Below are 25017 nucleotides of genomic sequence, written 5' to 3'. Positions count from 1 at the left end.
ATGGCAGTATCTACGACCGGGCCGGCTTCCGGCCTGGATATTAATTGTTATCGGGGTGACACCTTCGAAAGGTGGATTCGTATCCGCCGTAACGGTATCGAAGAAAATTTACAACCGAGCACATACCGGATGCAGATCCGAAATGGCAATACCCTGATCAAGGAAATTGCCAGTGGTCTCAACCCCGTAGGGGGGATTTCAATAGAGACGATGGACGGAGGTGTTCTGTTATTGCAGATCCCAGCGGGATATATGGAGCAGCTACCCGCCGGCTCCTTCGTCTATGATATCCAGCAAACCTATCCAAATGGGAAAATCAAGACGCGGGTTCGGGGAGCTTTTACAATTACGGACGACATAACAAAAACTGTATCATGAGTGTTTCAGTCACTTTTCGCGACGATGAAGACACAATCGAAATCACGCTTTCGACCGTGCCATTCTCTTCGAATAAGATTGCCCGGTGGGGATGGATGAGTACATCCGATCTATTGGTTGAAGCGCAGATTGTCGTCCTGCAAGGATCGGCGGAATTCGCATCCGGATCTACGATCACAGCTGACTTTCGGGCTGGGAATGCCGCACCCATGTTCCTTTACATGGCTGAACGCGATACCGAGCCAATAAAAACGGTTTGGTATGGTTCCGGTCTCAACCAGGGACTAATTGGACCAGGCCAGGCCTTTCAAGTGATCGGCGTCGTGAATGGCTGGCGTGTTTACCGATCAAATTTCAAAACCCAATTTTCAACAACAACCGAATTCAGAATATCATGAGCTTCATAGATACATTGGGAGGTCTTAGAAATCTCAGCCCCGGTCCCGATATCGCATTTCAGTTGCAGGACAACGGTCAACCATGGCCCTCAGTTTTAGCAGCTCACCAGGGAACGCCGACTGACTATCGAGCTATCGGAAAAATTCGCTGGATCGACCTGAACGATGGAAAGGGAATGATAGAATACTGGTACAAAGGCGGCACCTCGATAGAAAACCTTGTGCCTCGGTATGAGAATCTGGAAAGCGCTCAATCCTACGTTGATGCTTTAAATGCGATCAAAGGAGATACCCTTATCATTCAGGAGCAGGCGGAAGAATATGCTTTGCAAGCCAAAGACTATCGGGATATGTCTGCTGGTCCCTTTAAATGGGACGGCAGGACATGGGATGGAGCAACTGGCCTTCCTAACCTTTCTACGTTAGGTCTGGGCAATACCGATACCGATAAAAACAAGGTTTGGTATGTGACCGAACCAGGGTCGAATTCCTACACAGGTGAGACAGAAAGCTATGAGCCGGGAGACTTCATTGGCTGGTCAGGAACTTCATTTGTTAAACTGCCCAAGGGTGATTTGGCTTTACAGAAAACCAGTACGTTAGAGCAACTTGCGGACAAGGGGAAATATTTGTGGCGCGATAAAAATGTTGTGTTTTCAAACAACGTCAATGGGAAAGAAATAGAAGTCGCCAAATCAATCCGTGACGTTGTAATTTACTCTGAATACGGAGATATCGTATATGCGCTGAATTACATCAAAAGAGGCGATGCTACGAACCCGACTGTGATTTCATTGGACAAGAACCTTTCAGGCGTTTCCTTCCCAACATCGTTTGGTAACGGTGTTGTTAGTGGTATACAGATCTATAAGTGTGTCAACCCGGACAATGGGGATGAAATCGTGATAACAATTGACTGGACGCTGATAACGACAACCAATGTCAATTTTTTCGTGACAAACTCAAAGGCCGTTTTTGCTTCATCATGCTATATCGTCTTTCCTAAGAAAGGCAACGCATACATCTTTGAAAACCCTCTTAACCAGTTCTCGCTAAATGAGAAAAAGATACTTGGAGGGATATTGAATGCAGCCGTCCGAAATACCAATCCTGGTTTACCAACCATATACGGGATCAATTATATCACCAAGGGAAGCACCGTCGTCGAGACACGTATCAGTTTGACTATTGATAAGGGAGGAACTTCATTTCCCATAAGCTTTGGCCTGGGTATTCCAGCAGGCGTTGTTGAATACAAATTGGTTAACCCCACCAACTTCGATGAGATTTATCTCACACTGGATTGGTCAAAGATTACGAGTACTGCCGGCGAGCAAATTTTTGTGACTGCCAATAAAGCAACCTTTCATAAGAACGTGTATTCAACGCTCCAATTCCTTCAACGCGACGTTTTCGAAGATCCGTCGGCCGCATTTAACTATGCTGAAATTGAAACAGCCCTGGCACTAAGAAGCGTATGGGTGCAGTCTGTAAATCCAGGTGTTTTTTACAGCCTTTATTATCTGCAAAAGGGAGATGCTGTTAGCCCAACCATAATTGCTGTTTTCAATAATAGCACGGCCAGCTCCTTTAACCTCACCCTTGCGAATGGTATTGTTAAAGGGGTGAAAAAATATACATTGACGGCAACCAATCAGGATAAGATTAATTTGGTCATTGACTGGGACCGCATGACGACGGCCGGCACGGCGTCCAAATATTTTCTTGATGTAGCCCGCTCGCTGTTCAACAAGGCTAATTATTTATATACAGAATGGATCGAACGGAAGGTGTTTGAAGATCCATCGGCCGCCTTTAATTCAGCTGAAATCGAGACAATTCTGGCACTCCGTGATATCAGTATTCAGTCTAAGAATTACGGAGTGTTTTACAGTCTTTATTACATTCAAAAAGGAGATGCTGATAATCCTACGATCATTTCCTTCTACAATAATACCACGCTGGCTTCCTTCAATAAAAGCTTCGGAAATGGGATTCCCGCCGGCGTGAAGAAATATGTGATTGACACGTCTCCCAACGGTGACGTGATTCAACTGGTCATAGATTGGAGCAAAATGACAGTTGCTGGCCTCGCTAGCAAAGTATTTCAGAATGTCGGTCGCTCACTAATCAACAAAAGCCGTTACAAGGATTTATTCTCAATCGGTCAAGCAGCACCCGCGTTCATAACGCCACTCTACGTTCCGTATGCTTTGGGTCGGGAGTTTCCGATCTGGAAAGAGAATGTCAGGAAGATAAGCTATGCTAATGAGCCAGACACCCGGCTGGATATTAGCGCTAATGATGGGACTAGAACCTATATTTGCCCAGACAGCAGTCATCTCAAAGGGTTTAAATATCTACGCCAAACGACCGAGTCGGTACCTGCACCGTTCAATATCACCTTGACCAACAAACTGCACTCTGGTGAAACGTTAAATGCGGCATCGTTCCCTCTCAGGTGTGTTTCTAATGTCTATAACCCGACAGCGGATTTATATATGTGTATTGTCGGAGACAGTCACATGAAAGAACGAGAGGGGCTAGTAACGAGAGAATTGAAAAGGCTATTTGATTCGAATGGTTCGTTCAAGCCTCACTTCATAGGCACGGTAAGTAGCACTGGGGATGGCGTGACTGTGTTGAACGAAGGAAGACCGAGCTGGGATACGCGCATGTTTACAACTACCGGAAGTCCATTTTTTATCGGCGGCCAGCTCAGTTTCTCGGCTTATATGGCGCTTCATGCGTTTCCTGCTTGCGATATTATGCCAATTCACCTGGGCAACAATGATGAATTCCGGTTTACTAAGGAAGAGTATATTGCCAACCTGAAACTTTTGATGGCGAGCGCATGGGAATACAATCCTAACATGCTGGTCATCCTGAGCATGCCGACTATGGGAGCTTTGGATTCGAGCGACGGCAATTTTATCAAGACCACACTCATTCCATTTTTGGAACTGTTGAAAACAGAATTTGCCAACTATAAAAGCCCTAACAATGTTCAGGTTGTGTTGTCCCCGACCTATTTGGTAGCTAATAGAGCCACGGATTGGGGCTTCCGTTTTCCGGAGCAACGAGATGGGCAGGTTTATCCGTACGATAAAATGCATTTAAATGACCCGGGATACCTCAGAATCGCGGATATCTTATTCAGCTCCATCATGTATGGACTCAACTGGATATCGTGATATTCTCAGGGTGAAACTCGATTTTGTGTCCTAGCGACAGAGCGGACGCGCGTCCCAAATTGCACATCGTTAACCTCTCCTACGATGTCAATTTGGGATATTTTTTTTCCGGTAGAACGGAGCATTGCCACTGCGGCATTTCTGGGTACAGTGGTATTGCTGATCAACGGGAAGAAAAAGGACAAGAAAGAGATCGTCTCCATCGTGCTGGTCAATTACCTGACGGCGGTGTACCTGACGAAGCTCGTGGCCGAATTTGCCAATTTGAAATCGTTGGAAGGGGTTGCTTTCGCGATCGGCGTCGGAGGCTTTTCCGTCATCGAGCGAACCAGCAGCGAGATTTTCAAACGTTTCAATAACACTTCACAAGATGGAAGTACTGACACTCAACCCGAGTAATTTCCTTAACCAGCTGATACTGCTGGTAATCATCCTGGTCGCTCTTTTTCGCTTGACCGATGGCCTGCGCGAATTCTGGTTCGAGCGGGTTTCCCTATTTATAATCATGGGCGGGGCCTTCTTTATGCTGGCCAGCAATGCACACCCGGGCTCAGTTCATTTTGGTAACGACGTCGTGCATCCTTCTGCCATTGTCGCATCCTACGCCTTGTTTTATTTCCACTACAAATCCTCCGATCCATGGACATCAATGTAATCCGTATTAAAAAGGGCGTCAACAGTACACTCAGCACCTTGTCTGTCGACGGGAAATTCTTTTGCTACATACTGGAAGACGTCGACCGTGGCCTTCGGAGTGATATGCCTATCGAGGAAATTAAAGCAAAGAAAGTGCACGGAAAAACTGCCATTCCGGAAGGCAGATACCAAGTCATTTATGTGATGTCGCCCAGGTTTAAACGAATGCTACCGCGCTTTGTAGACGTTCCGGGTTTTGTCGGCATTCTAGCTCACCCTGGAAACACCCACCTGGACACGGACGGATGCCAACTTCCTGGTGAAAATTATCAGGCTTCGGGCGCTGACTGGATTGTCACCGAAAGCCGTAAAGCATTCAACCGGTTGGATGCCCTAATCCAGGAGCGAATCCAGGCCGGAGAAAAAATCTGGTGTAAAATCTCAAATGCTTACTGAAATGAACCTTCTAATCAGTGTTCTGCTGTATTACTTTGCGAAATTGCTATGCTTCGCACTCGGTCCGATCGCAAGATTTCATACGTTGATCGATCAGTTACGATTTGGCAACAAAACCCGATTGGCCGATTCTTATTACCTGGGAGCTTATGGGCTTGATGTGTATGCCAACGCGACGTACGCCTCATTTTTCAACGCTTATTTTCTTGCGAAAGGCGGCTACCATTTTGGCGTCGACGGTGAAACGGTCAGTAGTGCCCTGGGCAAGAACTGGACGATGGGCAGCCTTACAATCATGGGAGAAGGTTGTACTGGCATGCTCAACCTGATCGATCATGATCACTGCTGGAAATACATTATTGGTCCCTGGCCACATGTAAAGCCAGCTCCTGTCCGATGGTGGAAAATTTTACTTTTCGCGCTGGCTCTACTGCTGGTCCTGATCCTATCTCTCGCTTTCATTATCTGGGCAGGATTTACGCTTGCCAAAGCCGCCATTTAATATGCTCGAAATTCGTAATCCGAACGGGTTGATATTAGAGCTCCCCGCTGATCAGCGCCTGAACATCGAAATTAACTCGACAATTTTCGATACTGACGACGTGATCAGGGGGTCATACTCGTACCCATTCGAGTTTGGTCTGACGCCAAATAATTGCAGGTTCATCGGTAATTCCCACCTCCCAGAAAGCCCGCCACAGGATGATATCAAGGTCACTGTCCGATCCGGACCATTCCAATTCGGGGCGCTGCTCACTTTCAAAACTTCCGGGTCCGTGGCTACTGCTGCACTGTTAATCGACCTGGGTGAGATCGCCGACAAGATCCGGAACGTGCCGGTCCGGGAGTTTGTTACAGAGCACTTTTTTGTGTCGACGGACGAGACATCAGGTGCGCCGACTATGTTGAAATTGGCAACCGCGCCGGCTGGCAGGTACCCGATCGTTTTTCCGCCATTTCACAATTCTGAAATGGTGGATGCCGAATTTAAACCAGTCAACAGCCAGGGAGCACCGATCAGCTTTACCAGGCCTACGATCGTCAATGTGTGCTATCCTGGTGTAGAAGGTCCGGTCTATTCCGATACACTTTTGGGGACTGGCGACCGGCTGCTGGTACCTATGGTTTATATGACCTGGCTGATCAGTTATATCTGCTCTAAGCTGGGATTTACTGCATCCGGATCACTGCTTACGGATCCAGTCCTTAGCAGATTGATTATTTACAATACACAGACGACGCCAGGCCTGTCGATCGACACTGCCGGCTATACCGTGGAGATTGGACGACACTTGGGGACATATTCTGTTTCGGAGTTTTTTAAAGCGGTGCGGGCGTGGATCGGCGTGAGTATCGATATCAATGTCACCAACCGCAAAGCGATCTTTAATACCTATAAGGCACTCACCAGGCAGGCGGATTATGTCGACCTTTCAAAGTCAGTAATTCCCGAAACGGAGGGCGTTGAAAAATCGGAGACAAAAGGCTTTACGGTTACCGCCTTCAAAGATGATAGCGACAAGTATGTGCGCTATCACCCGTACCCATTTGACTCAAAGAATATCCAGCCCAAGGAGATCCGCGAGACATTTTCATTTGCGATCGGAGGGAAACAAACTCCCGTTTCGCTATCGATCGGTACACTTCGTGTCGATGGCTTTAAGAACACCAATGACACAACAGCAGCCGGGCCTGAATGGCTCCTGCCGGCGGCTCAGCAGCCGGGCAACCTGGCGGATCCATTCTTTGAAAAGTCGCAAAACTATTCTCCCTATTTCGATGCGACCGACCCGGAGCTGATTCCGGAAGCAAAGAATGATTGGAAGTTGCGTATGCTGATTTATTGGGGGCTACGGGAAGACACCGCCGGGAAGCTTTATCCTTACGCAAGCAGCGTAAGCTACGACTCTAAGTACCGGATCATCGGTGAGCTGTCCCTTCAACCAGGTGAGCCTGATGATATGTGGAACCGCTATCAGCGCATGTATTATCAATTCCTCGCTGATTCCAAAAAGGTTACACTCGCCCTGCGCATGAACCTGTCGACACTCTACCAGGTCAGCGCGTCAGCTCCGATCGGGTTCAAACTATCCAACCAGGTGCTCGGTAAATACCTGCTTGAAAAAATGAAGTATGAGCTTCCGGCAAACGACGGGTTTGTGCTGGCTGAATTCGAAGGGCGTCAATTGGTGCCTAAAACGGTCAAGCCGCGCAGTACGACGGATGCCGCTCTGATCGGTAGTTGGGTGGAGCTCCGTATGGAAAATCATCGTACGGAGAAGAATGAGAACGGCAGTGTGACCACCACATTTTGGGATATCGTTGCCTACGTGTGGAAAGACGGCCTATTCACGGAGCCTGAGACTACCCAGGGATTTTTGATCGAGTACCGTAAAAAGGTCACCGATTACGATGTCAACGGGATATCGACCACCAAATCCACCAAGCATTCAATCTACATCTTCGGGCATAGGACCGTCATTGAACCGAGCGCCCTGGTGCATATAGCTGGGAATCCAAGGGGATTGATCAAATGGACCACCTGGGCGATGCTCGATGGCGAAGGATATCGTACACGCTGATGGAATATAAAGAGCTCGATATCAACGCCCGGATAAATCTGAAAGGGACTTATGAACAGTTCCTGAAAATTGCATTGACCCGCTTCCGTGCTGAATTAGAAAAGAAGGTTTATCGTACCAGGTCGCGCGGGAAAAACAAGTTGGAGCGAACGCGTGGCTTGTACGATGAGTGGAAGACCGGTCTTTCGATGGGATCCGGCGGAATGGATAAGGTCTCGATGGAATTTCCAATGTACGGTCGGTTCATCGACATGGGCGTAGGGCGAGGCGTGAACATGAATTCTGCCTTGCTCCGGAAGCGATATTCAATACATAAGCCCGATGTGCCTCGGAAGCCGATAAAGTGGTATTCACGGCGCAAAACGGCGGAAGAAAAGAAGTTGGCTGAGATACTGGCCAGCCGCTACGGCATCGGCTTGATCAAAATGGCCGAAACCCTCCTTAACAACACTGTTACAATCAATTTATAGCCATGGCAAAGGGCAGGACGAATGAGAAAGCCGTCATTGAGCTGATCATCAACGGAGAGAAAGCTAAAACCAGTTTGAAGGAAGTGCGCACGACCATGATCGGTCTCGAGCGGCAGCTGGCCAATATGAAAAAAGCCGATGACCCTGCTGGGTATGACAAGGTGCGCAAGCAGCTTGACCAGGTTCGCAAGGCGCACCAGTCCATGCTCACCGAAATACGCGGCGGGGAAGGTTCCCTTTTGAAGTTCAAAGGCACCTGGAAGGACATCGCGGCAGGATTTGTCGGGGGCAGTCTGATTGATCAGGGGATTGGCATGTTGAAACAAGGGATCGTTTCTCTGATATCGACAAACGCGCTATTGTCGGATTCTTTGGCTGATGTATCAAAACAAACTGGAATTACCGGGAAGGATCTCACCGAGCTCAATACGGAGCTGAATGAGCTCAATACCCGGACTCCGGTCGACGAATTGCGTAAACTGGCTGTCGTTGCGGGAAAACTTGGATACGAGACCAAAGATGAAGTTTTGTCTTTTGTGAAAGCAGCTGATATGCTCAATGTCGCGTTGGGTGAAGATCTGGGAGGCAATACTGAGGAAGCGCTCAACGATATCGGAAAACTAGTGGCGATTTTCGGTCTCGAGCAGGAATTTGGGATTGAAAAATCAATGCTCAAAGTCGGATCGGCCATTAATACAGTGGGCGCAAGTAGCCAGGCGAATGAGGGTTATCTGGTGAACTGGGCGAAACGTTTTGCCGGTATTGCGCCCAATGCCGGAATTAGCATTGCCGACACGATGGGGATGGCAGCAGCAGCTGACATTCTGGGACAAAGTTCAGAGCTGTCGGCTACCAACATTGGTAAGATGATAATCGCCATGGGTAAAGACGTGCCGTATTTTGCCAAGGTGGCCGGCATGCAGGTGAAAGAATTCTCGAAGCTGCTTAAAACCGATGGTAACGAGGCGTTCCTGCGCGTGCTGGAAGGTGCGAAAAGTAGCACCAAAGGCGTCGAAGGTTTGGCTAAAATGCTTGAAACCCTGGGGATCGAAGGTAGCGAGGGCGCGGCAGTACTGGGAGCATTTGCAAAAAATACCGAGCTGGTACGCAAACAGCAGGAAATTGCAAACTCGGCGTTCGAAAAAGGCACTTCGGTCATCGATGAGTTTAATACCAAGAACCAGAACAACGCGGCGATCCTGGATAAAATCCAAAAGAAACTATCCACGTGGTGGGAATCGACCGCGGCTGGTATTTCCCCATTCATTGAGCTGTTCGGAAAATGGGCTGGTGTAGTGTCCGAACTGGATCTGAATTTGAAGGAGCTGCAAAAGCAGCAGGAAAAAGTAGCCGCGGTTGAATCCAAATTCCCCGCGCTACTCGCCAGGTATGACGAGTTGAAATCTAAAACCAACCTTTCTACCAAAGAGCAGCAGGAACTGCAAAAAATTGTAAATGCGATCGCGGACGAAGTTCCCCAGGCGGCAACATCGTTCGATAAGTATGGGAATGCGATGGATATCAGCAGGGACAAAGCTGCTCAGTTTATTGCTAATCAACGATCGTTATTGGAGACAATGCGCCAGACTCGCCGTGAAATGCTCAAAGAGGAAGTCGCGGATCTGGATCGGCGCGCGAAGGTTGTGCAATGGGAGCTGAACCAAAAGAAAAAAATGGTCGTCAACAGCGGCGGTCAGTTGGTTGAACAAAATTTTACGAAGGAGGAATTTGAGCAGCGCCGGAAGGAAGCCCAAAAACTCAATGAAGAAATTACCCAACGCCGGCGCGACCTGGCGGGCCTGGAAGGTATTGACGATATCGACACCAGGCGGAAGCGTCGGGATCCTAACCGTGGAAAACTTCAAGCTGGAAATCCATCAGATTCACCTGCTGTACCATACGTAGGGCCGACCAGGGACCAGGCTAAAAAGGCACGAGAAGAGCAGAAGAAGCTGAACGATGATCTGCTGAAAGAACAGCAACGCAATACCATCAATATGATGGGTGAGCGCGACAAGGAACTTCAAGCTGCTCAATACAAGTACGACGAGCTCCGGAAACGTGCAGGCAAAAATTCGAAAGATCTCGAACGAATCAACGAGCTCCATCAGCAGGAAGTCGGCAACATTTCCCAGAAGTACAATAAAAAGTTTCTGACCGACTTCGATAAAACCATTCGCGGGCAGCTGAACGTAATTAACAGCCAGGCGAAGGAAGAAAATGAAGCTGAGCAGAAACACCAGGACGAAATCTTAAAACGCCAGGATGAGCAGCTTTTTGAGATTAATCACCACTATGAGCAGGAGATAGCAGCCGCAAAAGCGCGGGGCGAATCGATCGTTGAAATCGAAAAACGCTGGCGTCAGGAAGTTGATGCCTTAAAGGCTGAGCGCGCCAAAAAAGCCAACGACGAACTGCTCGACGGCGTTGTCGACAGCTACCGTAGTGAGCTGGCCATGGCGGAAGAAAACGGGGAAAGCAAAGAGCAGATCGTCCGTGATCAGCTCGAACGGCTTCGGTTACTCCGTGAAGACTATGGCACAATGGAAATCGATCAGCAAAAGCGGATCAATTCCGAGATTGCCAAAGCCGATCGGGAATTGCTCGCTATAAAGCTGGATCAGATCCAAAAGACTGGCCAGGCGATGTCGGAAGGCGGTCAGGTTATTTCTGACGTGCTCACCCTGGCCGCAGGAAACCAGAATGAGTATGCAGAATTTCAGAAAGCACTCGGGATTTTTCAGATTGCCGTCGACACTGGTACCGCCATTGCATCCGCTGTTGCCGCTGGAACGAAAGGGGATCCTTACACCGTCGCGCTCCGGATCGCAGCCGCCGTTGCCGCGGTTACCGCAGGCATGGTGAAGGCCAAAGCGCTGATCAACTCAGCTGAGCAGCCTGACGCGCCGGCGTTCCGCGCGCAAGGTGGTCCGACTGACTTGGGCAGCATTGAGGTTGATAAATCCGGAGCGCCGGCGGGATGGGTAACGCGCCCGACCCTATTCTCGCTCGGCCGACGGAGCTATGTCGCAGGGGAAGCCGGCGCGGAGTATGTCGTAAGCAACAAGATGCTACAAAACCCCGTAGTCGCTGATTTCACCAGTATGCTCGAAGCAATGCGGACCGGGCGGGCGTTTGCTGATGGGGGCAGCACTGCGATGCCGGCAGCGGGGCCGATGACTGGTGACATGTCTACACAGTTTGCTATCATGATAGGACTCCTGCAAAAGGTTGTTGACAAGCCTTCGGGAATCAATTATGAAGTTTTTGAAAAATTTGAGGACCAGATTGCTAATACCCGCCAGAGAGCAAGTGCTTAGAACTTGCAGCATTTTGTAACTTTCGGAAAAAAACTGAATGAAATACCTTCTCTTAATCCTATTGATGATCTGTCAGACCGCGTCGGCACAGAGCAGAATTAAATCCATTGATAAAGGCGATTCAACATTGGCTCGACTAGATAAAATCGAAGGAGAACTTGCGATGGTGAAAGTTTCGAGAGACTCGCTAACCAAGGAGTTATATTACTTTCGGCAAAAGGAAGATCTATACATTGGACTTTTTGAGAGGTATGGAGGAAAACTGGATAATCTAATTACAATCATTTTTGGGGTAATCGGATTTTTCTCCTTAGGAGGTGTCGTCTATATTGTGAGATTGGAAAAGCAATGGTCCGAAGTTAAGTCGGTAAAGGTTGACGTCAGTTCATTAAAGAACGAGATCCAGTCATCTTTGATTGAAACAAATCACAACATGGCAACGACAATGGCTCACCTGGGAAGTCTCCGTGCGCAGAATGTACTCAACTATGGGGATGTAAAAGAAGGTTGGGTTGCTTGCAATGCATACTGGGAGTCGCTTAATTGTGCTCAGAAGGCCATTGCGATGAGTGGAAATCCCAATGAAAATGGTGCTTTCTACCTGGTAGCCGATGTGCTAGAAGTTTTCTGCATCATTTTGGGAAAACTTGACAGAAAAGAATTGGCTGACGAGACGCATAGAAAGGGAACTGTTCCTTATTGGCTGCGCGATGAACGTCCGTTAATAGGGCAGCTAATGAGTATTCCAGATCTACAAGTGCAAAAATGGACGAGCAACTTGAATCTCCTAATCATAGAATTTTATCAAGTGTATAAAGCCTCTATCGATTCCCGCCGCTCGGAATAATAAGGCCAAAAGTACTTCGATGGTGCTTAACAGCAATTGCTGCCACCGGTAATTAAAAGTGCCTACCGTCAACAAAAAACGGAAGGCACTTTTTAACGTTTCAGTAGCACTATGAGGCCTCCTTCAATTCATCCCAGTTCGGCATAATCTTCAATAGGCGTTGTTGCCGGATCCGGGCGTAGTGCTTCAAGTACTTTGTCGATGTCAGGCCTATGCATTGGGCGACATCGTCCAGGCTCATCATCATTTCATTAATAGCCATATCCGAGAAGGTCTTACGAGCAATTTTCGTTGACAGTACGACCGGTAGCTCGACGAATACGGCAATTTGTTTGAGAGTCGCATTTCGCTTCTGATTGCTTTTAGCTGGTAGATTTTGCAGATTGGAGCCGTAGCGTTCGAGGATCCGGACTGCCGGATTCAGTAGCTTAATCGAAAACCTCTTTTTTGTTTTTTGCCGCTGGCCAGTTAGGAAATAGGTTTCCTTATATACCTCGATCTGAAAATCCTTGTTTGTGTAGTCGCAGTGGTGCATCCCTGTGAAGCAGTTGAATACAAAGGCATCCCGTTCAGCAGAAAGGGTATCGGCAGTTTGCTGTACGATCTTCTTTTGAGAAACGAGCTTGTTAAAATCAAAATCGATCAACCTGGTGAGCTCTATAATCGACAGGTGGGTTGTGTCCATATCTTCGTCGGAATCTGGATGCCCAGGCATGGACTCCGCAAAAGCCGCCAGTGGCGGACACATTTTCTTTTTGTATCCCCACGTCAGTATCTGTTTTGCAAATTCGCACACTTTCCTTGAAAATCGCTCGCCAGCGCGATCGCTAACAATCATCCAGTCAAACAGATCGTGGAAGAATGTATCCTGGATCTCAATGGCGCCGTTGATTTTTCTCGCCTTGCAAAAAGCGGTAATGTGACGCGCGTAATTTTCATTCGTTTCGAGGGTGCTTTTGGTAATGGCTTTGCGCTTGACAAGTGCCTCACGGTGTAGCATAAATGCGCCGATGATCTCTCCGAGTGAGTAGATAAACTTCCTTTTAGTTAGGTAATAATCCTTTACCGTGGATGGTGATACGTAGGGATACTTCGCACTAAGTATGTCATACAATTTTTCAAGTGCAGAAGTTATTTCACGAAGCCTACGATTCCCCCTTTCGGCTCGGCTGCTGTCCCCTCTGACTCGCTGCTCGGCTGGGTTCCAGCGGGATTTTAAGCAGGTGATAGATGTCGAACCTATCTCTACTGTCGCATTCTGGATAGTAATGCGGCATTGGATGTTACCTGTTGGATCAACCGACTTACCGAGATCCTTACTCTCTGATTTTCTGAACCAGAATAAAATCTTCATGTTGGCACTGTTGTAAAACACTGTTCGTGGGAAGGTTAGTATAACAATTAACTAAGCCGTAATCGGCCATAATTAGTCGTAACCTTCATCGTAACTGTGGGTGAAATATGACTCAGATGGGGCAAAAACAAAAAAACTACACGGGAGGCCGTGTAGTTTTTTTTAAGTCAGTACTGCGTTCAAAATGAAATCAGACATCTTCTGCAGAGAGAGAGGGATTCGAACCCCCGGACCTGTTACAGTCAACGGTTTTCAAGACCGTCGCAATCGACCACTCTGCCATCTCTCTAAAATGCTTCGCCGTATGCGAAACGTGGTGCAAATGTAAAGTTATTATCGATAAGCGCAAGAAAATTTTGGTGATTTTATTGTGATTTTTAGTAAGTTCTTCATTATGAGTAGTGCATGAATTTGCTTTTTTTGTTGTGGCCTGTTAGTGGCTGCTGGGCTTTACCGGATAAGTTGGAAACCCCATTCATCGCAATCCGACATTTGGCGTACCCGGAAAGAGTATTCCTCGAGAGATAGAGTTTTTGTCGCCGTAATGTGAATGTCTGTGAAATCAGGATAGTACCGGGCTGCGTTGGCGATGGCTTGCGCTGCGTCCGGCTGGCTCGGTTGCTCGTAGAACATCGTGCATTCGTAGGTTCGGCCATCGGGGCCCCTGGCGTTGAATTCAAATTGGGCGTATTGCATAATCGTGGAAGCAGATGGTTTTTAAAAGCATAGATTATGACCGGTCTACCCTGCGGGATTACGGTATATTGATGAATATCCGGCGTTTTTCAATGCACTTGGTATGGTTTTTGAACTACAACTGGTAATCCACATTTAAAACCATATTAAATCAACAAACCATGAGAAAATTCTCTTTGCTCGTTCTTCTGTCGGTGTTCAGCAGTGCGGCGTTTGCGCAGTCCTTTTCTATCGGCCCGAAAGCGGGGGTAAATATCAGCAACTATACCGGTAGTGACGTTGAATCCGATGCACGCATTGGATACCATTTGGGTGGTATTCTGAACTTTGGCATCGGACAGGTATTTTCGATCCAGCCGGAGGTACTTTTCTCCACGCAGGGTGCGAAATTTAAAAATGCGGGAACGCAGGAATTTAAAACGACTTATGTGACGGTGCCGGTAATGCTGAAATTCCGTTCAAAGGGCGGGTTCTATTTCGAATTCGGACCACAGGCGTCATTCAAAACAGGGGAAAATATTCCTGACCAGACGATCGATAATTTTGCAAAGAACCTCGACTTGGCAGGAGGCGTAGGCCTGGGTTATCAGGCCAACTTCGGTCTGGGTATTGGTGCGCGGTATATAGCCGGTTTTTCGAAAGTGGGAGATTTTGACGAAACCGCCGCGATGAATCCCGATTTTAAGAACAGCGTGATCCAGTTCAGCTTATTCTTCGCGATCCCCGCTCACAAATAGGGAATTTTTGAGAGGAAAATTTTGAGATTGCATCTTAGGAGCAGGGAGAAATCCCTGCTTTTTTGCGTTTTTAATTAAGACGAAAGTCCGATTTGCTTCAAAAACTGCTCACGATAATTACTGCCTATGGGTATCTCCGTATTTTGGATAAATACGCGATTACCTTCAATATGGTCGATCCTGGATTTGTTGATGATAAAGGAGCGGTGAATGCGCAGGAACTTCGATTTGGGCACCAGTTCTTCAAATCCTGAAAATGTCATCGCAGGCAATAGTGTGTGCTGTGAGGTCTTTACTTTGGTATAATTCCCGTTGGCTTCCGCATAAAGCAAGTCATCGTGCATGATTTTGTAAATCTTGCCATCCGCTTTGAGAAAGAGAAAGTCATCTTCCTTTAGATTTCCAGATTCTACCTCAGGATAATTGGCAGGTTGTATTTTTTCCATAGCCTTGTCCACAGCCACCATAAACCTTTCCAAGGAAAAGGGTTTGAGCAGGTAATCGCAGGCAGCGAGGTCGAAAGCGTCGACAGCATATTCCTTATAGGCGGTGGTAAAGATGACTTGTGGTGGCGATTTGAGGGTATTGAGGAATGAAATGCCATCGATAACAGGCATATTGATGTCCAGAAACACGATATCCGCTTTTTGCTGCATCAGCACTGCCTTGGCTTCCAGCGCGCTCCCACAGGAGCCCGTTACCCGCAGGTAGGGCAGGTGGCTGCAATATTTAAGTATAATATCCCTTGCAATGGGTTCGTCGTCGACGATCAGGCAATCCATGGGGCTCATATTAGCGGAGGTTCAGACGCAAATTGATGGTATAAGTCGTTTCTTCATTCTCAATAGCGAGGTCGTGCTGGTTCGGATAAAGCAGTAGCAACCGCTTTCTGACATTCGCAAGACCGAATCCGCTGTGTTTTTCCACCGTTGTATCGTTTGGTACTTTACGGTTGTGCGAATTCCGGAGGTAAAAAAGAATCGAATTTCCCCATATTTTGAGGTGCATTTCAATAAAAACCTTTGGATCCGCTGTGTTTTTAGAGTGTTTGAAAGCATTTTCAATAAATACGATCAGCAACATCGGCGCAATGCGGATGTCTGTGCTCCCGACTTGCTCCATCTCAGTTTTTAGGTCCAGGCGATCACCCATTCGGAGCTGTTCGAAATCAATGTAGTTACGAATGTACGCGAGTTCGTCTTTTAGCGGTACATAGGTTTCGTTTGCCTCATAAACGGAATATCGCAGTAGATCAGACAGTTTGAGTATGAGCGGCGGGATCTTTTCGTGCTGTGTGATCGACAGGCCGTACATATTATTTAATGTGTTGAACAGAAAATGCGGGCTCAGCTGGGACTGCAGCAAATGCAGTTCGCTCTGGCTCTGTGCCGCCTGCGTTTTGGCTGCTTCCAGTTCCTTTTGTGTGCTCATCCTGAATAGCTTGATCAACGCCCCCGTACATAGCCCGATCACAAGAAATGGTATCCAGTACAAAAGCAGATTAATGGCTGGAAACGCCTGAAAATTAAAATCCGCGTGAATGAAAAGCCAGACAAAACAGACAGCAATGGCTATACCCAGGCTATTCAACACGTCTTTCGAAATCTCGCGTTGCCTCGCCGCCCAGATCGTCGCAAGGTGCCTGCCAGTGTAAACGCATCCAAAAAATACGATCGTAGCCGCCGTAGCCAACGCTTCGTCATGAGGAGCACCAATAGTGTTCAGATAGGTATCTATACCAAAAAAGACCGGAACAGCGCTCGCGGCCGTTAGCACGACGTAGATGCCCGTCTGGGTTGCGTCTTTATTGTTGAGAATATTGCTCATGGTTTATTCGGTTTATTGCCCTTGCCTGATATCACTGGCAAATATGTCGTATGCCCGTGGATCTTCGGCGGGAGCAGGACGGAAAGCCCCGATTTCGTGACGGACGAGGCTTAAAGTTGGCCGAGCTGGTTTGTCAGCCCGGAAACGGCTTCCATCACGATTATGGGAAGTTACAACACATTTATTTCTCGGGTTTACAAGCCTGGACAATATTTGCTTCATCAATTGACCAAATCATACAGCCATGAAAACGCTTTTCACCGTCCTGACTTTCCTCGTTATCACGCTCACTTCTATGGCGCAACCCGGCAGCTCGATTTCGGGGGCCGTTAAAGATGCCGGAAATGAAAGCTTGCCGGGCGCCACCGTCCGGTTACTAAAAATCTCTGATTCGACGCTCGTCGCAGGCGAGATAACAGACGCGAACGGCAGCTTTCGCTTCATCAACCTTCAAAATAGCACTTATATACTGGCCGTTGCCGCCCTGGGGCAGAAGGATTTCGCGAGTGTGCCATTAACGATCGATGCCACACACCCCACCATCGCATTACCCGTAATTATCATGCTTCCTGCCAAGAGTATTGAGCTTAACGAAGTGACCGTGAAGGCCCGTAAGCCATTGATCGAACAGGAACTGGACCGGACGATCGTGAATGTGGGCGCCATGATCGGCAGCGCCACGAGCAATACTTTCGATGTGCTGGCCAAAACACCAGGCGTAACGGTCAATGCCAATGGAGAGATTAGTCTGAACGGCAAGGGAGGCGTCATGGTGTTGATCGATGGCCGCAGTACCTACATGTCGGGGGCTGATCTGGCTGCTTATTTGAAATCACTTCCTGGCGGCGTACTCGACAGAATTGAATTGATGGACAATCCGCCTGCACGGTATGATGCTGCTGGTAATGCGGTGATCGACATTCGTTTGAAAAAGGCCCGCGTCGGTGGACTTACGGGTAGCCTGGCATTAGGCGGCAGCCTGGGGCGTTATGCAAGAACCAACGATGCGCTCAATCTCAATTACAACCACAAAAAATTGAACGTATTCGCCAATCTGGGCTACGGATATGAAAAGAATTACAGCGAAGATGATTTCAGCCGCCGTTACTACAACGAAGCTGGGGCCCTGAAATCGCGGGTAAGCCTGAAAAATGATCAGCATTATGCTTCGAACGGCTATAATGCAAATCTGGGGATGGACTGGAACGTCACTTCCAAAACTGTTTTGGGCACCATCATCAACCTGAACGGTTCGTCCAGGAAAGGCAATTTTGCCTATCAAAGTGCACAATTGAACTCCCTGAACAAGTTGTCAGGCTCAGGGAACGGTAACACGGTTTCGAAAGATATTCGCAACAATACCAGTGTGAACGTGAATATGTTGCACAAATTCAACGACAAAGGCCGCGAGTTGGCGGTTGACGCCAACTATCTGCACTATCATTCAAACGGGAAACAGGACCTCGAAAACCGGCTATTCGATGCGGATGGGGTGCTGATGCAAAATGAGCTGTTCCGTTACCACACGCCATCGGATATCAATATTTATACTTTTAAAGCTGATTATGTGCATCCATTGAAAAACAAAGCGCGTTTTGAGGCTGGCTTTAAGTCAAGTTACGTGGATAATGACTTTGTGTTTGATCATTTCAATATGACCGATGGTTTGCCAGTTATCGATAATCGCCGGTCCAACCACTTTCAGTATCGCGAAAACATCAGTGCTGCGTACGCAAGCGGTGAAAAACGATGGGCACGCTTCGGCATGCAAATGGGTCTTCGTTTGGAAAATACGGTCGCCAGAGGCCATCAGTTCGGGAATGATTCCGTTCAGGCCATGCGTTTTACCAAAAACTACACCAAAATTTTCCCCAGTATTTTCCTGAATTATAAGGTGAATGCCCAAAATGTCTTTGTACTGATGGCCGTCAGAAGAATTAATCGCCCTAATTACCAGATGCTGAACCCGTTTGTGTTTTATAAAGATCAATACACCTACAGCGCGGGAAACCCTCAGCTAACACCCCAGTATCAAGACCGTTTGGAGCTTAAATACCAGCACAAAAGCTTTCTAAACATGGGATTGAGCTACAATCGGTTCACTAACGGCATTTTTACCACCATCGAAGCGCAGGGCGATACTTTCATCAGCCGCCCCGACAATATCGCCCGCGGTTATATGGTATTGCTGAACACCAGCGTTTCGGGTCAATTAGCAAGCTGGTGGTATAACAACACAACACTCCGACTGTCCCGTATCACCATGAAAGGCCCGCTCTACACCGAATCGCTGAACTACGCTACCAATGTGGCGCGTCTGGAGATCAATAACTATTTCAACCTCGGCAACGGCTGGAATGCCGAACTCGGTGGTTACTATGCCAGCCGCGACGTAAATGGCCAGGCGCAGACATCCGGCATGTTTCGGGTCAATGGCGCCATTCAGAAAAAGATATGGAAAGGAAAAGGTGCCGTGGCACTGAATTTCGAAGACTTGTTCCATTCTTGGGTGTACCACAACCGTTCGTTCAGTATCCGGCAATCCGACTATTATCAGGTTAACAGAACCGACACGCAGCGCGTCGGCGTCGCATTTAGCTACAAATTCGGAAAGGAAACGTTCGCCCGCAAACGTCGGCATAGCAACAATGCTTCGGACGACGAAAAGGGTAGGGTGGATTAAGCGAATGAATGGTCGTGTTCGCTATCAGTGTTTGTCAAATGTATGGAGGCAGGCAACCAGCACAAGTATGAACGAAAGAACCGAAGCATAGGTGCGGATCGCATGCAGTCTGTTCCACGGAACTTCAAACTGTAAACGATGGGCGGCAAGTTCCTGTGCAGACGCGTTTGTGAGACTGATTTTGTTTAACGCTTCATTCAAAGGCACATTTCCTGCCATAGTTACCCCGAAAGTAGCGATAATGTAGACAATGCTGGCGGCGAGCAGCCAGTAAAACCGTCCCGTCCCAAAATGCTGGTAGGCGCTGACGGGTAATAGCAGCAGTGTCCCCATAAAACTGAGGAAGAATACCGGGTTAAGAATGGCGCGGTTAATGGATTGCATGGCTGCAAGATAGTTAGCGTCCGAAAGTGCACCCAGACCAGGGTTAACGGAGCACGAGTAGCTATAAAATAATCCGGCAATGAGGCCGCTGGCCGTTGCGGTAGCAAGTAAGAAAATGTTGATCGTCGTCATGTCTTTTTATTCAAAGTTCGGCCCGGAAATACCGGAAAAATAGAACAAAAACGACACGGTTAGGACTGTGTTAAAATGGGTGCTGCAAGACTTGAAAACTAAATTCCCGTTTACGGGAATTTAGTTGCATTAGAAACGGATTACCCACATCCAGTTCATAGGCCAGTGAGAAGTGACACCGTCATGACTCAGCAATATATTATTGACAAGTTCGTAGCCGATCAGCGAACCGCCTTTTTTAGCCAGGTCTTCCTTCGCGTGATTAAATAACTGGACCCATGTTTCCGAAGAGATAAGTTCCTGCGAGGCGTCTTTCAATTTTTGCCAATTAGAATTTTCATTGGTGCCGCTGTAGCGTTCGATCAGGTAGTGCTTGAAACTCTCATCGTTTAGCGTGATTACAGGCTGTTTTTCGTTTGCAGTTTCCATAGCGATCTGGTTAAACTTTGTATATAAGTACAAAATGTAACCGACTACCACATTAAAACTATACCAACTTCTTGTATTATATTGTAGAATTAGCTCACAATTTGACTTGCTATTATCATGGGGCTGGTATTGATTATTTTCAGGCGATCAAGCCGATCAATTTAGCGCTTTGCAAGGCCTCAATCGAGTTGTCAGCCCGTAATTTTTCAAGTATCCGTTGCCTGTGAGTGTTGACAGTGTGGACACTGATGTCCAGTAATGCGGAAATTTCTTTACTTAATTTCCCTGAACCCACCATTCCAAGTATCTCTTTTTCACGTGCCGTCAGCTTCACACGTTCCGAAATGCAGTTGTTTTCCAGCTTAATAAGCTCCCCTGTGTGAAAATTATTGATCTGCATACTCACTTCGGTAAGCTTCTGATTGGGCGAGATATCGATCACGCCCAGCGAAAGCCAGATGTTGCCGGACGCGTCCAGTTCTAACACCTGGTGCTGCTCGCTGACCCGCACGTAGGCCTGCTCGTCCGTGAGGATGCGGTATTCAGTTACCAGTTTGAAGTGTTTGCGCGTGTGAACGGATTGTTGCATCATGAATTTCATTGCACCATAGCCGTTACGTGCCAGCGCGTCGCGATCGTCCGGATGGATTTTACGATCAAAAACCTCGTTTTCGACCTGCGATTGCCAGTCTTCGAAATTGTATCCGTAGAGCTGATAAAAGTTACGAGAGGCATACACATGCACCTGTTTTTGCAAGTCGTAAACCGTTACTCCACTGCTGCTGAGTTGCGCCATCGCCCGTACTAACGCAAGCTGTTTATCAAGCCTATCGGGTTCTACACCATCAAAATCATAATATGTGTTAAGCAATTGCAGGTAATCGGGCGAAGATCTCATAGACCTTCCCGGCAGGCTTTGTAATGATAAATCAGTATTTCCTCTCATTGATATCCCGGTTTTCTTTGCAGGTGTAAGGATAGGACAACTCTGATGGCATTTAACCTCAGCTAAGTCTGTATTTTTTTACCAAATCATCAAAGCCATGAATTTTTCTGTAATCCGCGGAGCTGATAAGCCTTGGGGAAGGGTTTTCGCCAGAATACTCGCGACAAACAAACGACATCTGATACTGATCGGCGCACGGGAGGCTGCGCTCGAAACGCTCACGCGCGAAATCGTACAAAAACACCGGATACTTGTACATTACCTGGTTGCCGATGATGCCGACACGGGAAGTATCATTTCCGTTTGTGAGAAGATCAACGACCGGTTCGAAGTAGATTTGCTCGTCAACCATGTGGAAACCGGTTTTCCACTGCCGCTGGAAGATTACGATATCCGCTCGCTGGATCGAAAATTGAAAACCAATCACGCCAGTGGCATCCTATATCTGCATCAATTGCTACCCAATTTGCTGCTCCATGCGCATGCAAGGGTAATCGACCTTTGGTGCTATTCGCATCCGGTGCCGGGTTGGGAGCAGGCTTTACTGGCCTTCAATATGCGTTTTGCGGAACATTTCAACGAAGAATTAAGCGAATCGGGATTGCAGATCAGCAGTTTTGGATTACCTGTGTTTGCCGGCGCCGAGTCTGTCGGCAGGGCAGGGGAGATACTGGAAAACGTCTTGCCGGAGCTGGGTGAAAGTCGCGTGACAGTCGGCTAATGCCCTATTTATTTAGTGAAAAACAGTGTCCTTTGCATTGAAATGGTAGATTTGTGGCGATACAACATCAACATTTCCATGGAAAACATTCAAATCCGCCAGGCGCGGCTCGACGAGCTTCCCGCACTTCTTGCATTCGAACAAAACCTGATCGCCAACGAGCGTCCGCTCGACGATACTTTTGTCGCAGAGGAATTTCATTATTACGATCTGGAAAAAATGATCCGCAGTGACGACGCCGAAGTGGTCGTGGCTGTGATGGGCGACAGGCTCGTTGCAAGCGGTAATGCCCGAATTCTCGAAGGAAAACCTTACAATCGCTTCAAACGGTACGCATTCCTGGGTTTTATGTATACAGAACCCGATATGCGCGGTAGAGGGATTAATAAGCTGATTATCGATGGGCTCGTCGAATGGGCGCGCGGCAAAGGACTGGACGAGGTCCGATTGCAGGTTTATTCCGACAACACACCGGCCATTGCCGCCTACGAAAAGGTAGGTTTCAAAAAAATGCTCACCGAAATGCGGCTTGCCACTGGCATTTAACATTTATTTAGTCCTGATGTTTCGCTCCGGACGCCCGACGACGTTCCGGGGCATCTTCTTCGGTTGTTATGATTGCAGGTTTGTCATAAAATGGTAAGCCGTTGGCGCGTGGAGGTAAGCTCCAAGCGGAGGGACGCCTCTACCTTTGTTTCATCAAAAACAACCAAACAATCGACATATGAAAACGCTCAGAAATGTAATGCTCATCAATGCAATCAGTTCAGGTGCAACCGGTTTGGGGCTTGCCGTTTTTTTCGAAGCCATAGCGGGCATATTCGAAACAACCGCTACAATGCCTTTTATTGAAACAGGTATTTTCCTGATCGCTTTCGCGACACTGGTCTTTTCGGTAAGCCGTGGAAACCCCATAAATGTTCGCGCCGTGCGACTGGTTATCGTGCTGGACGCGGCTTGGGTAATCGGTAGCGCAGCAATTGTACTCTTCCAGCCATTTCCGATTTCGATCCTCGGATATATCCTTATCGGCGCGGTGGCAGCGTGGGTAGCTGCGATGGCTTACTTCCAGTCTGCCGGGCTTAAACAAGTTTCCGTTTCAAAGTAAATGTATCGAAGCCATGAAAGATCCGGAATGTTACCGGATAACGCTTAAATGATGTCCATTTAGTAGTGAGGCCCTGTCACCGTTCGGGTAGATAGGGTTTCTTTTTTTGATATAAATCCTCATTTTAGCAAACCCGATCTTTGTGTATCAAACTCCATTTATCCGGCCATGACCTTATCCGACATCCAAGCGTTGCGCTTTGCCAATCAGCAAATCCTCCAAACCAGGTTCACAGATCCGGCCGCATTGGTAGCCTGGATGGGTGCTGTGCAAGCACAGGACTTTGCCATGGCGAAATGGGCATTGGGTTTACGGCTTAAAAAGGAAACGGACGCCAGCGTGGAGAAGGCCATCGACGCCGGTGGCATTATCCGGACACACATTATGCGCCCTACCTGGCATTTTGTAGCAAAAGAGGATGTCCGCTGGATGACGGACCTCACCGCCCCACACGTCATCAGACTCGCAGGCACTATGTACCGGCAGCTCAAACTCGACAATGCAGTATTCAATATTACCAATGATCTGATCGGTAAGCTGTTAGCTGACGGCGATGAACTGACGCGGGAGGAAATCATTGCGGAAGTCAACAAGGCGGGGATCGAAACGGACAATCTCCGCGCCACGCATATTATGTTCCAGGCGGAGCTCGACAAGGTAATATGCAACGGCGCGCGGCGCGGGAAAAAGTTTACTTATGCGCTGTTCGATCGTAAAGTGCCCGCAGCGACGGTGTTGCCACGCGAAGAGGCATTAGCAGCCTTGGCTAAGCGCTATTTCAAAAGCCACGGGCCGGCGACTATCCAGGATTTTGCGTGGTGGAGCGGCTTGCCGGTTAGCGATGCAAAACTCGGTTTCGAAGCTGTCAGAGGTGATTTTGAAACGGCCAAGGTAAGAGAATGGGAGTATATTTTTACAGGTTATTCCGAATTGCCGGTAATGCCTTCCAAGGCCTTGCTGATTCCGCCATATGACGAGCTTACCGTCGGTTACGCCGATCGGCGTGCGGCGATGGACGATGCCGTTGCGCAGAATCCGGAGTCCGGGAACGGTATCTTCAAGCCGTCAATGATGGTCAAAGGGAAGATCGTCGCTGCATGGCGGCGGACGGAGAAGAAGGACTTAGTTAGTATTGAAATTACACCTTTGGCCAAAATACCCGCATCGGCAGAAAGATCTCTTCAAGCGGCAGGTGCGTCCTATGCGCGATTTATTGGGAAGAAAAATATAGTTTTTGAAAGAAACGAACCTTAAAGCATTCGTTCGATCTTGTAGTACTCTAAATGTTCCTTAAAGAAAGGTTCTGAAAACTTGGTGAAACCGAAACGCTCGTAAAAACGCAATGCGTCGGTACGTGCGTCGCACCACATTCGTACAAATCCTTGATTCTGAGCATGTATAATGGCGTGTTGCAATAGCTTGGAACCAAGTCCTTTGCCTTGAAAGCCAGGTAATGTTGCAAATTTTCTGAACCGGATATTCAAGCCGTCTGGAAAGAGCGAGATTGCCGACACAATAGCGCCATCAAAGTATAACCCAAAGTGTGTGCCGCTTTCGTCTTCCGGTACTTTAATAAATTCGCGGGGCTTGTCCGGCCAGAGTACAACATGCCGGATATCCATCAGATCATCAGCATTAACTTTTTGAATTTCAATTGAATCCACGCCTTTCATTTGATTTGAAAAATAATTAACTACACGAGTATTTTATTACAAAAAT

Annotated in this window: 25 protein-coding genes and 1 tRNA gene; 17 read left to right on the top strand and 9 right to left on the bottom strand. The window is 47.8% G+C overall.

The genetic code is table 11. The annotated features are described in order from the left end of the window. From LZD49_RS12425 to LZD49_RS12375, 11 genes are all read left to right on the top strand, one after another. Positions 1–378: a hypothetical protein gene (locus LZD49_RS12425; protein ID WP_234667673.1), complete on the top strand. Its 378-nt coding sequence runs from the start codon at positions 1–3 to the stop codon at positions 376–378. Further along, positions 375–776, top strand: coding sequence for a hypothetical protein (locus LZD49_RS12420; protein WP_234667672.1), 402 nt, complete (start codon positions 375–377; stop codon positions 774–776). Before LZD49_RS12425 ends, LZD49_RS12420 begins: the two co-directional genes overlap by 4 nt. Then, positions 773–3970, top strand: a complete 3198-nt coding sequence (locus tag LZD49_RS12415) for a hypothetical protein (protein ID WP_234667671.1) — start codon at positions 773–775, stop codon at positions 3968–3970. The genes LZD49_RS12420 and LZD49_RS12415 overlap by 4 nt, the downstream gene beginning before the upstream one ends. An 84-nt stretch (positions 3971–4054) precedes the next feature. Then, a complete protein-coding gene (locus LZD49_RS12410) occupies positions 4055–4369 on the top strand; it encodes a hypothetical protein (RefSeq protein ID WP_234667670.1) in 315 nt (104 codons plus the stop codon). Then, complete coding sequence (locus LZD49_RS12405) at positions 4341–4625, top strand: hypothetical protein (RefSeq protein ID WP_234667669.1); 285 nt, start codon at positions 4341–4343, stop codon at positions 4623–4625. Before LZD49_RS12410 ends, LZD49_RS12405 begins: the two co-directional genes overlap by 29 nt. Continuing rightward, positions 4610–5062, top strand: coding sequence for a DUF5675 family protein (locus LZD49_RS12400; protein ID WP_234667668.1), 453 nt, complete (start codon positions 4610–4612; stop codon positions 5060–5062). The genes LZD49_RS12405 and LZD49_RS12400 overlap by 16 nt, the downstream gene beginning before the upstream one ends. 1 nt (position 5063) lies before the next feature. Beyond that, positions 5064–5564, top strand: a complete 501-nt coding sequence (locus LZD49_RS12395; protein ID WP_234667667.1) for a hypothetical protein — start codon at positions 5064–5066, stop codon at positions 5562–5564. Between the two features lies 1 nt (position 5565). After that, positions 5566–7644 carry a hypothetical protein gene (locus tag LZD49_RS12390; protein ID WP_234667666.1) on the top strand — a complete coding sequence of 693 codons (2079 nt, stop codon included), beginning with the start codon at positions 5566–5568 and terminating at the stop codon, positions 7642–7644. Continuing rightward, complete coding sequence (locus LZD49_RS12385; RefSeq protein WP_234667665.1) at positions 7644–8114, top strand: hypothetical protein; 471 nt, start codon at positions 7644–7646, stop codon at positions 8112–8114. Before LZD49_RS12390 ends, LZD49_RS12385 begins: the two co-directional genes overlap by 1 nt. A 2-nt stretch (positions 8115–8116) precedes the next feature. Further along, positions 8117–11434: a phage tail tape measure protein gene (locus tag LZD49_RS12380; RefSeq protein WP_234667664.1), complete on the top strand. Its 3318-nt coding sequence runs from the start codon at positions 8117–8119 to the stop codon at positions 11432–11434. Positions 11435–11471: 37 nt separating this feature from the next. Continuing rightward, positions 11472–12281 carry a hypothetical protein gene (locus tag LZD49_RS12375; RefSeq protein WP_234667663.1) on the top strand — a complete coding sequence of 270 codons (810 nt, stop codon included), beginning with the start codon at positions 11472–11474 and terminating at the stop codon, positions 12279–12281. A gap of 109 nt (positions 12282–12390) precedes the next feature. Here LZD49_RS12375 and LZD49_RS12370 read toward each other — a convergent pair whose 3' ends face one another. The 3 genes from LZD49_RS12370 to LZD49_RS12360 all read right to left on the bottom strand — a co-directional run bounded on the left by LZD49_RS12370 (position 12391) and on the right by LZD49_RS12360 (position 14331). Next, complete coding sequence (locus tag LZD49_RS12370) at positions 12391–13635, bottom strand: hypothetical protein (protein ID WP_234667662.1); 1245 nt, start codon at positions 13633–13635, stop codon at positions 12391–12393. Positions 13636–13839: 204 nt separating this feature from the next. Further along, positions 13840–13924, bottom strand: a tRNA-Ser gene (locus LZD49_RS12365). Between the two features lie 161 nt (positions 13925–14085). Then, positions 14086–14331 (bottom strand): hypothetical protein, encoded by a 246-nt coding sequence (locus tag LZD49_RS12360; protein WP_234667661.1) that lies wholly within the window; start codon positions 14329–14331, stop codon positions 14086–14088. A gap of 161 nt (positions 14332–14492) precedes the next feature. On the opposite strand from LZD49_RS12360, the gene LZD49_RS12355 reads away from it, so the two are divergent. Further along, positions 14493–15068 (top strand): porin family protein, encoded by a 576-nt coding sequence (locus LZD49_RS12355; RefSeq protein ID WP_234667660.1) that lies wholly within the window; start codon positions 14493–14495, stop codon positions 15066–15068. A gap of 74 nt (positions 15069–15142) precedes the next feature. Here the strand turns inward: LZD49_RS12355 and LZD49_RS12350 are convergent, their stop codons facing one another. Then, positions 15143–15859, bottom strand: coding sequence for a LytTR family DNA-binding domain-containing protein (locus LZD49_RS12350; RefSeq protein WP_234667659.1), 717 nt, complete (start codon positions 15857–15859; stop codon positions 15143–15145). Between the two features lies 1 nt (position 15860). Continuing rightward, positions 15861–16895 carry a sensor histidine kinase gene (locus LZD49_RS12345; protein WP_234667658.1) on the bottom strand — a complete coding sequence of 345 codons (1035 nt, stop codon included), beginning with the start codon at positions 16893–16895 and terminating at the stop codon, positions 15861–15863. Positions 16896–17139: 244 nt separating this feature from the next. Between LZD49_RS12345 and LZD49_RS12340 the strand changes: the two genes are divergently transcribed. Continuing rightward, on the top strand, positions 17140–19578 hold the full coding sequence (locus LZD49_RS12340) for an outer membrane beta-barrel protein (RefSeq protein WP_234667657.1): 2439 nt from the start codon (positions 17140–17142) through the stop codon (positions 19576–19578). Between the two features lie 24 nt (positions 19579–19602). On the opposite strand, the gene LZD49_RS12335 is transcribed toward LZD49_RS12340, so the two are convergent. From LZD49_RS12335 to LZD49_RS12325, 3 genes are all read right to left on the bottom strand, one after another. Then, positions 19603–20094: a DUF1772 domain-containing protein gene (locus tag LZD49_RS12335; RefSeq protein ID WP_234667656.1), complete on the bottom strand. Its 492-nt coding sequence runs from the start codon at positions 20092–20094 to the stop codon at positions 19603–19605. 129 nt (positions 20095–20223) lie between these two features. Continuing rightward, positions 20224–20523, bottom strand: a complete 300-nt coding sequence (locus tag LZD49_RS12330; RefSeq protein WP_234667655.1) for a hypothetical protein — start codon at positions 20521–20523, stop codon at positions 20224–20226. A gap of 139 nt (positions 20524–20662) precedes the next feature. After that, entirely contained in the window at positions 20663–21469 is an 807-nt protein-coding gene (locus LZD49_RS12325; RefSeq protein WP_234667654.1) for a LuxR C-terminal-related transcriptional regulator, read from the bottom strand. 97 nt (positions 21470–21566) lie between these two features. On the opposite strand from LZD49_RS12325, the gene LZD49_RS12320 reads away from it, so the two are divergent. The 4 genes from LZD49_RS12320 (at position 21567) to LZD49_RS12305 (ending at position 24552) form a co-directional block, all read left to right on the top strand. Then, positions 21567–22190: an SDR family NAD(P)-dependent oxidoreductase gene (locus LZD49_RS12320; RefSeq protein WP_234667653.1), complete on the top strand. Its 624-nt coding sequence runs from the start codon at positions 21567–21569 to the stop codon at positions 22188–22190. A 78-nt stretch (positions 22191–22268) separates the two neighbouring features. Further along, entirely contained in the window at positions 22269–22736 is a 468-nt protein-coding gene (locus tag LZD49_RS12315) for a GNAT family N-acetyltransferase (RefSeq protein ID WP_234667652.1), read from the top strand. Between the two features lie 178 nt (positions 22737–22914). Then, a complete protein-coding gene (locus LZD49_RS12310) occupies positions 22915–23298 on the top strand; it encodes a hypothetical protein (protein WP_234667651.1) in 384 nt (127 codons plus the stop codon). Positions 23299–23466: 168 nt separating this feature from the next. Next, on the top strand, positions 23467–24552 hold the full coding sequence (locus LZD49_RS12305; protein WP_234667650.1) for a winged helix DNA-binding domain-containing protein: 1086 nt from the start codon (positions 23467–23469) through the stop codon (positions 24550–24552). On the opposite strand, the gene LZD49_RS12300 is transcribed toward LZD49_RS12305, so the two are convergent. Then, positions 24549–24971 (bottom strand): GNAT family N-acetyltransferase, encoded by a 423-nt coding sequence (locus LZD49_RS12300; protein WP_234667649.1) that lies wholly within the window; start codon positions 24969–24971, stop codon positions 24549–24551. The two genes, LZD49_RS12305 and LZD49_RS12300, sit on opposite strands and share 4 nt — an antisense overlap. Positions 24972–25017 lie beyond the last annotated feature (46 nt).

The sequence above is a fragment of the Dyadobacter sp. CY261 genome, assembly GCF_021440085.1.
Lineage (GTDB): Bacteria > Bacteroidota > Bacteroidia > Cytophagales > Spirosomataceae > Dyadobacter.
This window is presented reverse-complemented; position numbering and strand designations above follow the sequence as displayed.

Coding starts and splice junctions, on each gene's coding strand:
- LZD49_RS12395 (WP_234667667.1), top strand. CDS start 5,064: ATGAACCTTCTAATCAGTGTTCTGCTGTATTACTTTGCGAAATTGCTA.
- LZD49_RS12420 (WP_234667672.1), top strand. CDS start 375: ATGAGTGTTTCAGTCACTTTTCGCGACGATGAAGACACAATCGAAATC.
- LZD49_RS12340 (WP_234667657.1), top strand. CDS start 17,140: ATGAAAACGCTTTTCACCGTCCTGACTTTCCTCGTTATCACGCTCACT.
- LZD49_RS12390 (WP_234667666.1), top strand. CDS start 5,566: ATGCTCGAAATTCGTAATCCGAACGGGTTGATATTAGAGCTCCCCGCT.
- LZD49_RS12305 (WP_234667650.1), top strand. CDS start 23,467: ATGACCTTATCCGACATCCAAGCGTTGCGCTTTGCCAATCAGCAAATC.
- LZD49_RS12310 (WP_234667651.1), top strand. CDS start 22,915: ATGAAAACGCTCAGAAATGTAATGCTCATCAATGCAATCAGTTCAGGT.
- LZD49_RS12400 (WP_234667668.1), top strand. CDS start 4,610: ATGGACATCAATGTAATCCGTATTAAAAAGGGCGTCAACAGTACACTC.
- LZD49_RS12410 (WP_234667670.1), top strand. CDS start 4,055: ATGTCAATTTGGGATATTTTTTTTCCGGTAGAACGGAGCATTGCCACT.
- LZD49_RS12425 (WP_234667673.1), top strand. CDS start 1: ATGGCAGTATCTACGACCGGGCCGGCTTCCGGCCTGGATATTAATTGT.
- LZD49_RS12330 (WP_234667655.1), bottom strand. CDS start 20,523: ATGGAAACTGCAAACGAAAAACAGCCTGTAATCACGCTAAACGATGAG.
- LZD49_RS12360 (WP_234667661.1), bottom strand. CDS start 14,331: ATGCAATACGCCCAATTTGAATTCAACGCCAGGGGCCCCGATGGCCGA.
- LZD49_RS12325 (WP_234667654.1), bottom strand. CDS start 21,469: ATGAGAGGAAATACTGATTTATCATTACAAAGCCTGCCGGGAAGGTCT.
- LZD49_RS12405 (WP_234667669.1), top strand. CDS start 4,341: ATGGAAGTACTGACACTCAACCCGAGTAATTTCCTTAACCAGCTGATA.
- LZD49_RS12335 (WP_234667656.1), bottom strand. CDS start 20,094: ATGACGACGATCAACATTTTCTTACTTGCTACCGCAACGGCCAGCGGC.
- LZD49_RS12385 (WP_234667665.1), top strand. CDS start 7,644: ATGGAATATAAAGAGCTCGATATCAACGCCCGGATAAATCTGAAAGGG.
- LZD49_RS12355 (WP_234667660.1), top strand. CDS start 14,493: ATGAGAAAATTCTCTTTGCTCGTTCTTCTGTCGGTGTTCAGCAGTGCG.
- LZD49_RS12315 (WP_234667652.1), top strand. CDS start 22,269: ATGGAAAACATTCAAATCCGCCAGGCGCGGCTCGACGAGCTTCCCGCA.
- LZD49_RS12300 (WP_234667649.1), bottom strand. CDS start 24,971: ATGAAAGGCGTGGATTCAATTGAAATTCAAAAAGTTAATGCTGATGAT.
- LZD49_RS12345 (WP_234667658.1), bottom strand. CDS start 16,895: ATGAGCAATATTCTCAACAATAAAGACGCAACCCAGACGGGCATCTAC.
- LZD49_RS12380 (WP_234667664.1), top strand. CDS start 8,117: ATGGCAAAGGGCAGGACGAATGAGAAAGCCGTCATTGAGCTGATCATC.
- LZD49_RS12350 (WP_234667659.1), bottom strand. CDS start 15,859: ATGAGCCCCATGGATTGCCTGATCGTCGACGACGAACCCATTGCAAGG.
- LZD49_RS12320 (WP_234667653.1), top strand. CDS start 21,567: ATGAATTTTTCTGTAATCCGCGGAGCTGATAAGCCTTGGGGAAGGGTT.
- LZD49_RS12415 (WP_234667671.1), top strand. CDS start 773: ATGAGCTTCATAGATACATTGGGAGGTCTTAGAAATCTCAGCCCCGGT.
- LZD49_RS12370 (WP_234667662.1), bottom strand. CDS start 13,635: ATGAAGATTTTATTCTGGTTCAGAAAATCAGAGAGTAAGGATCTCGGT.
- LZD49_RS12375 (WP_234667663.1), top strand. CDS start 11,472: ATGAAATACCTTCTCTTAATCCTATTGATGATCTGTCAGACCGCGTCG.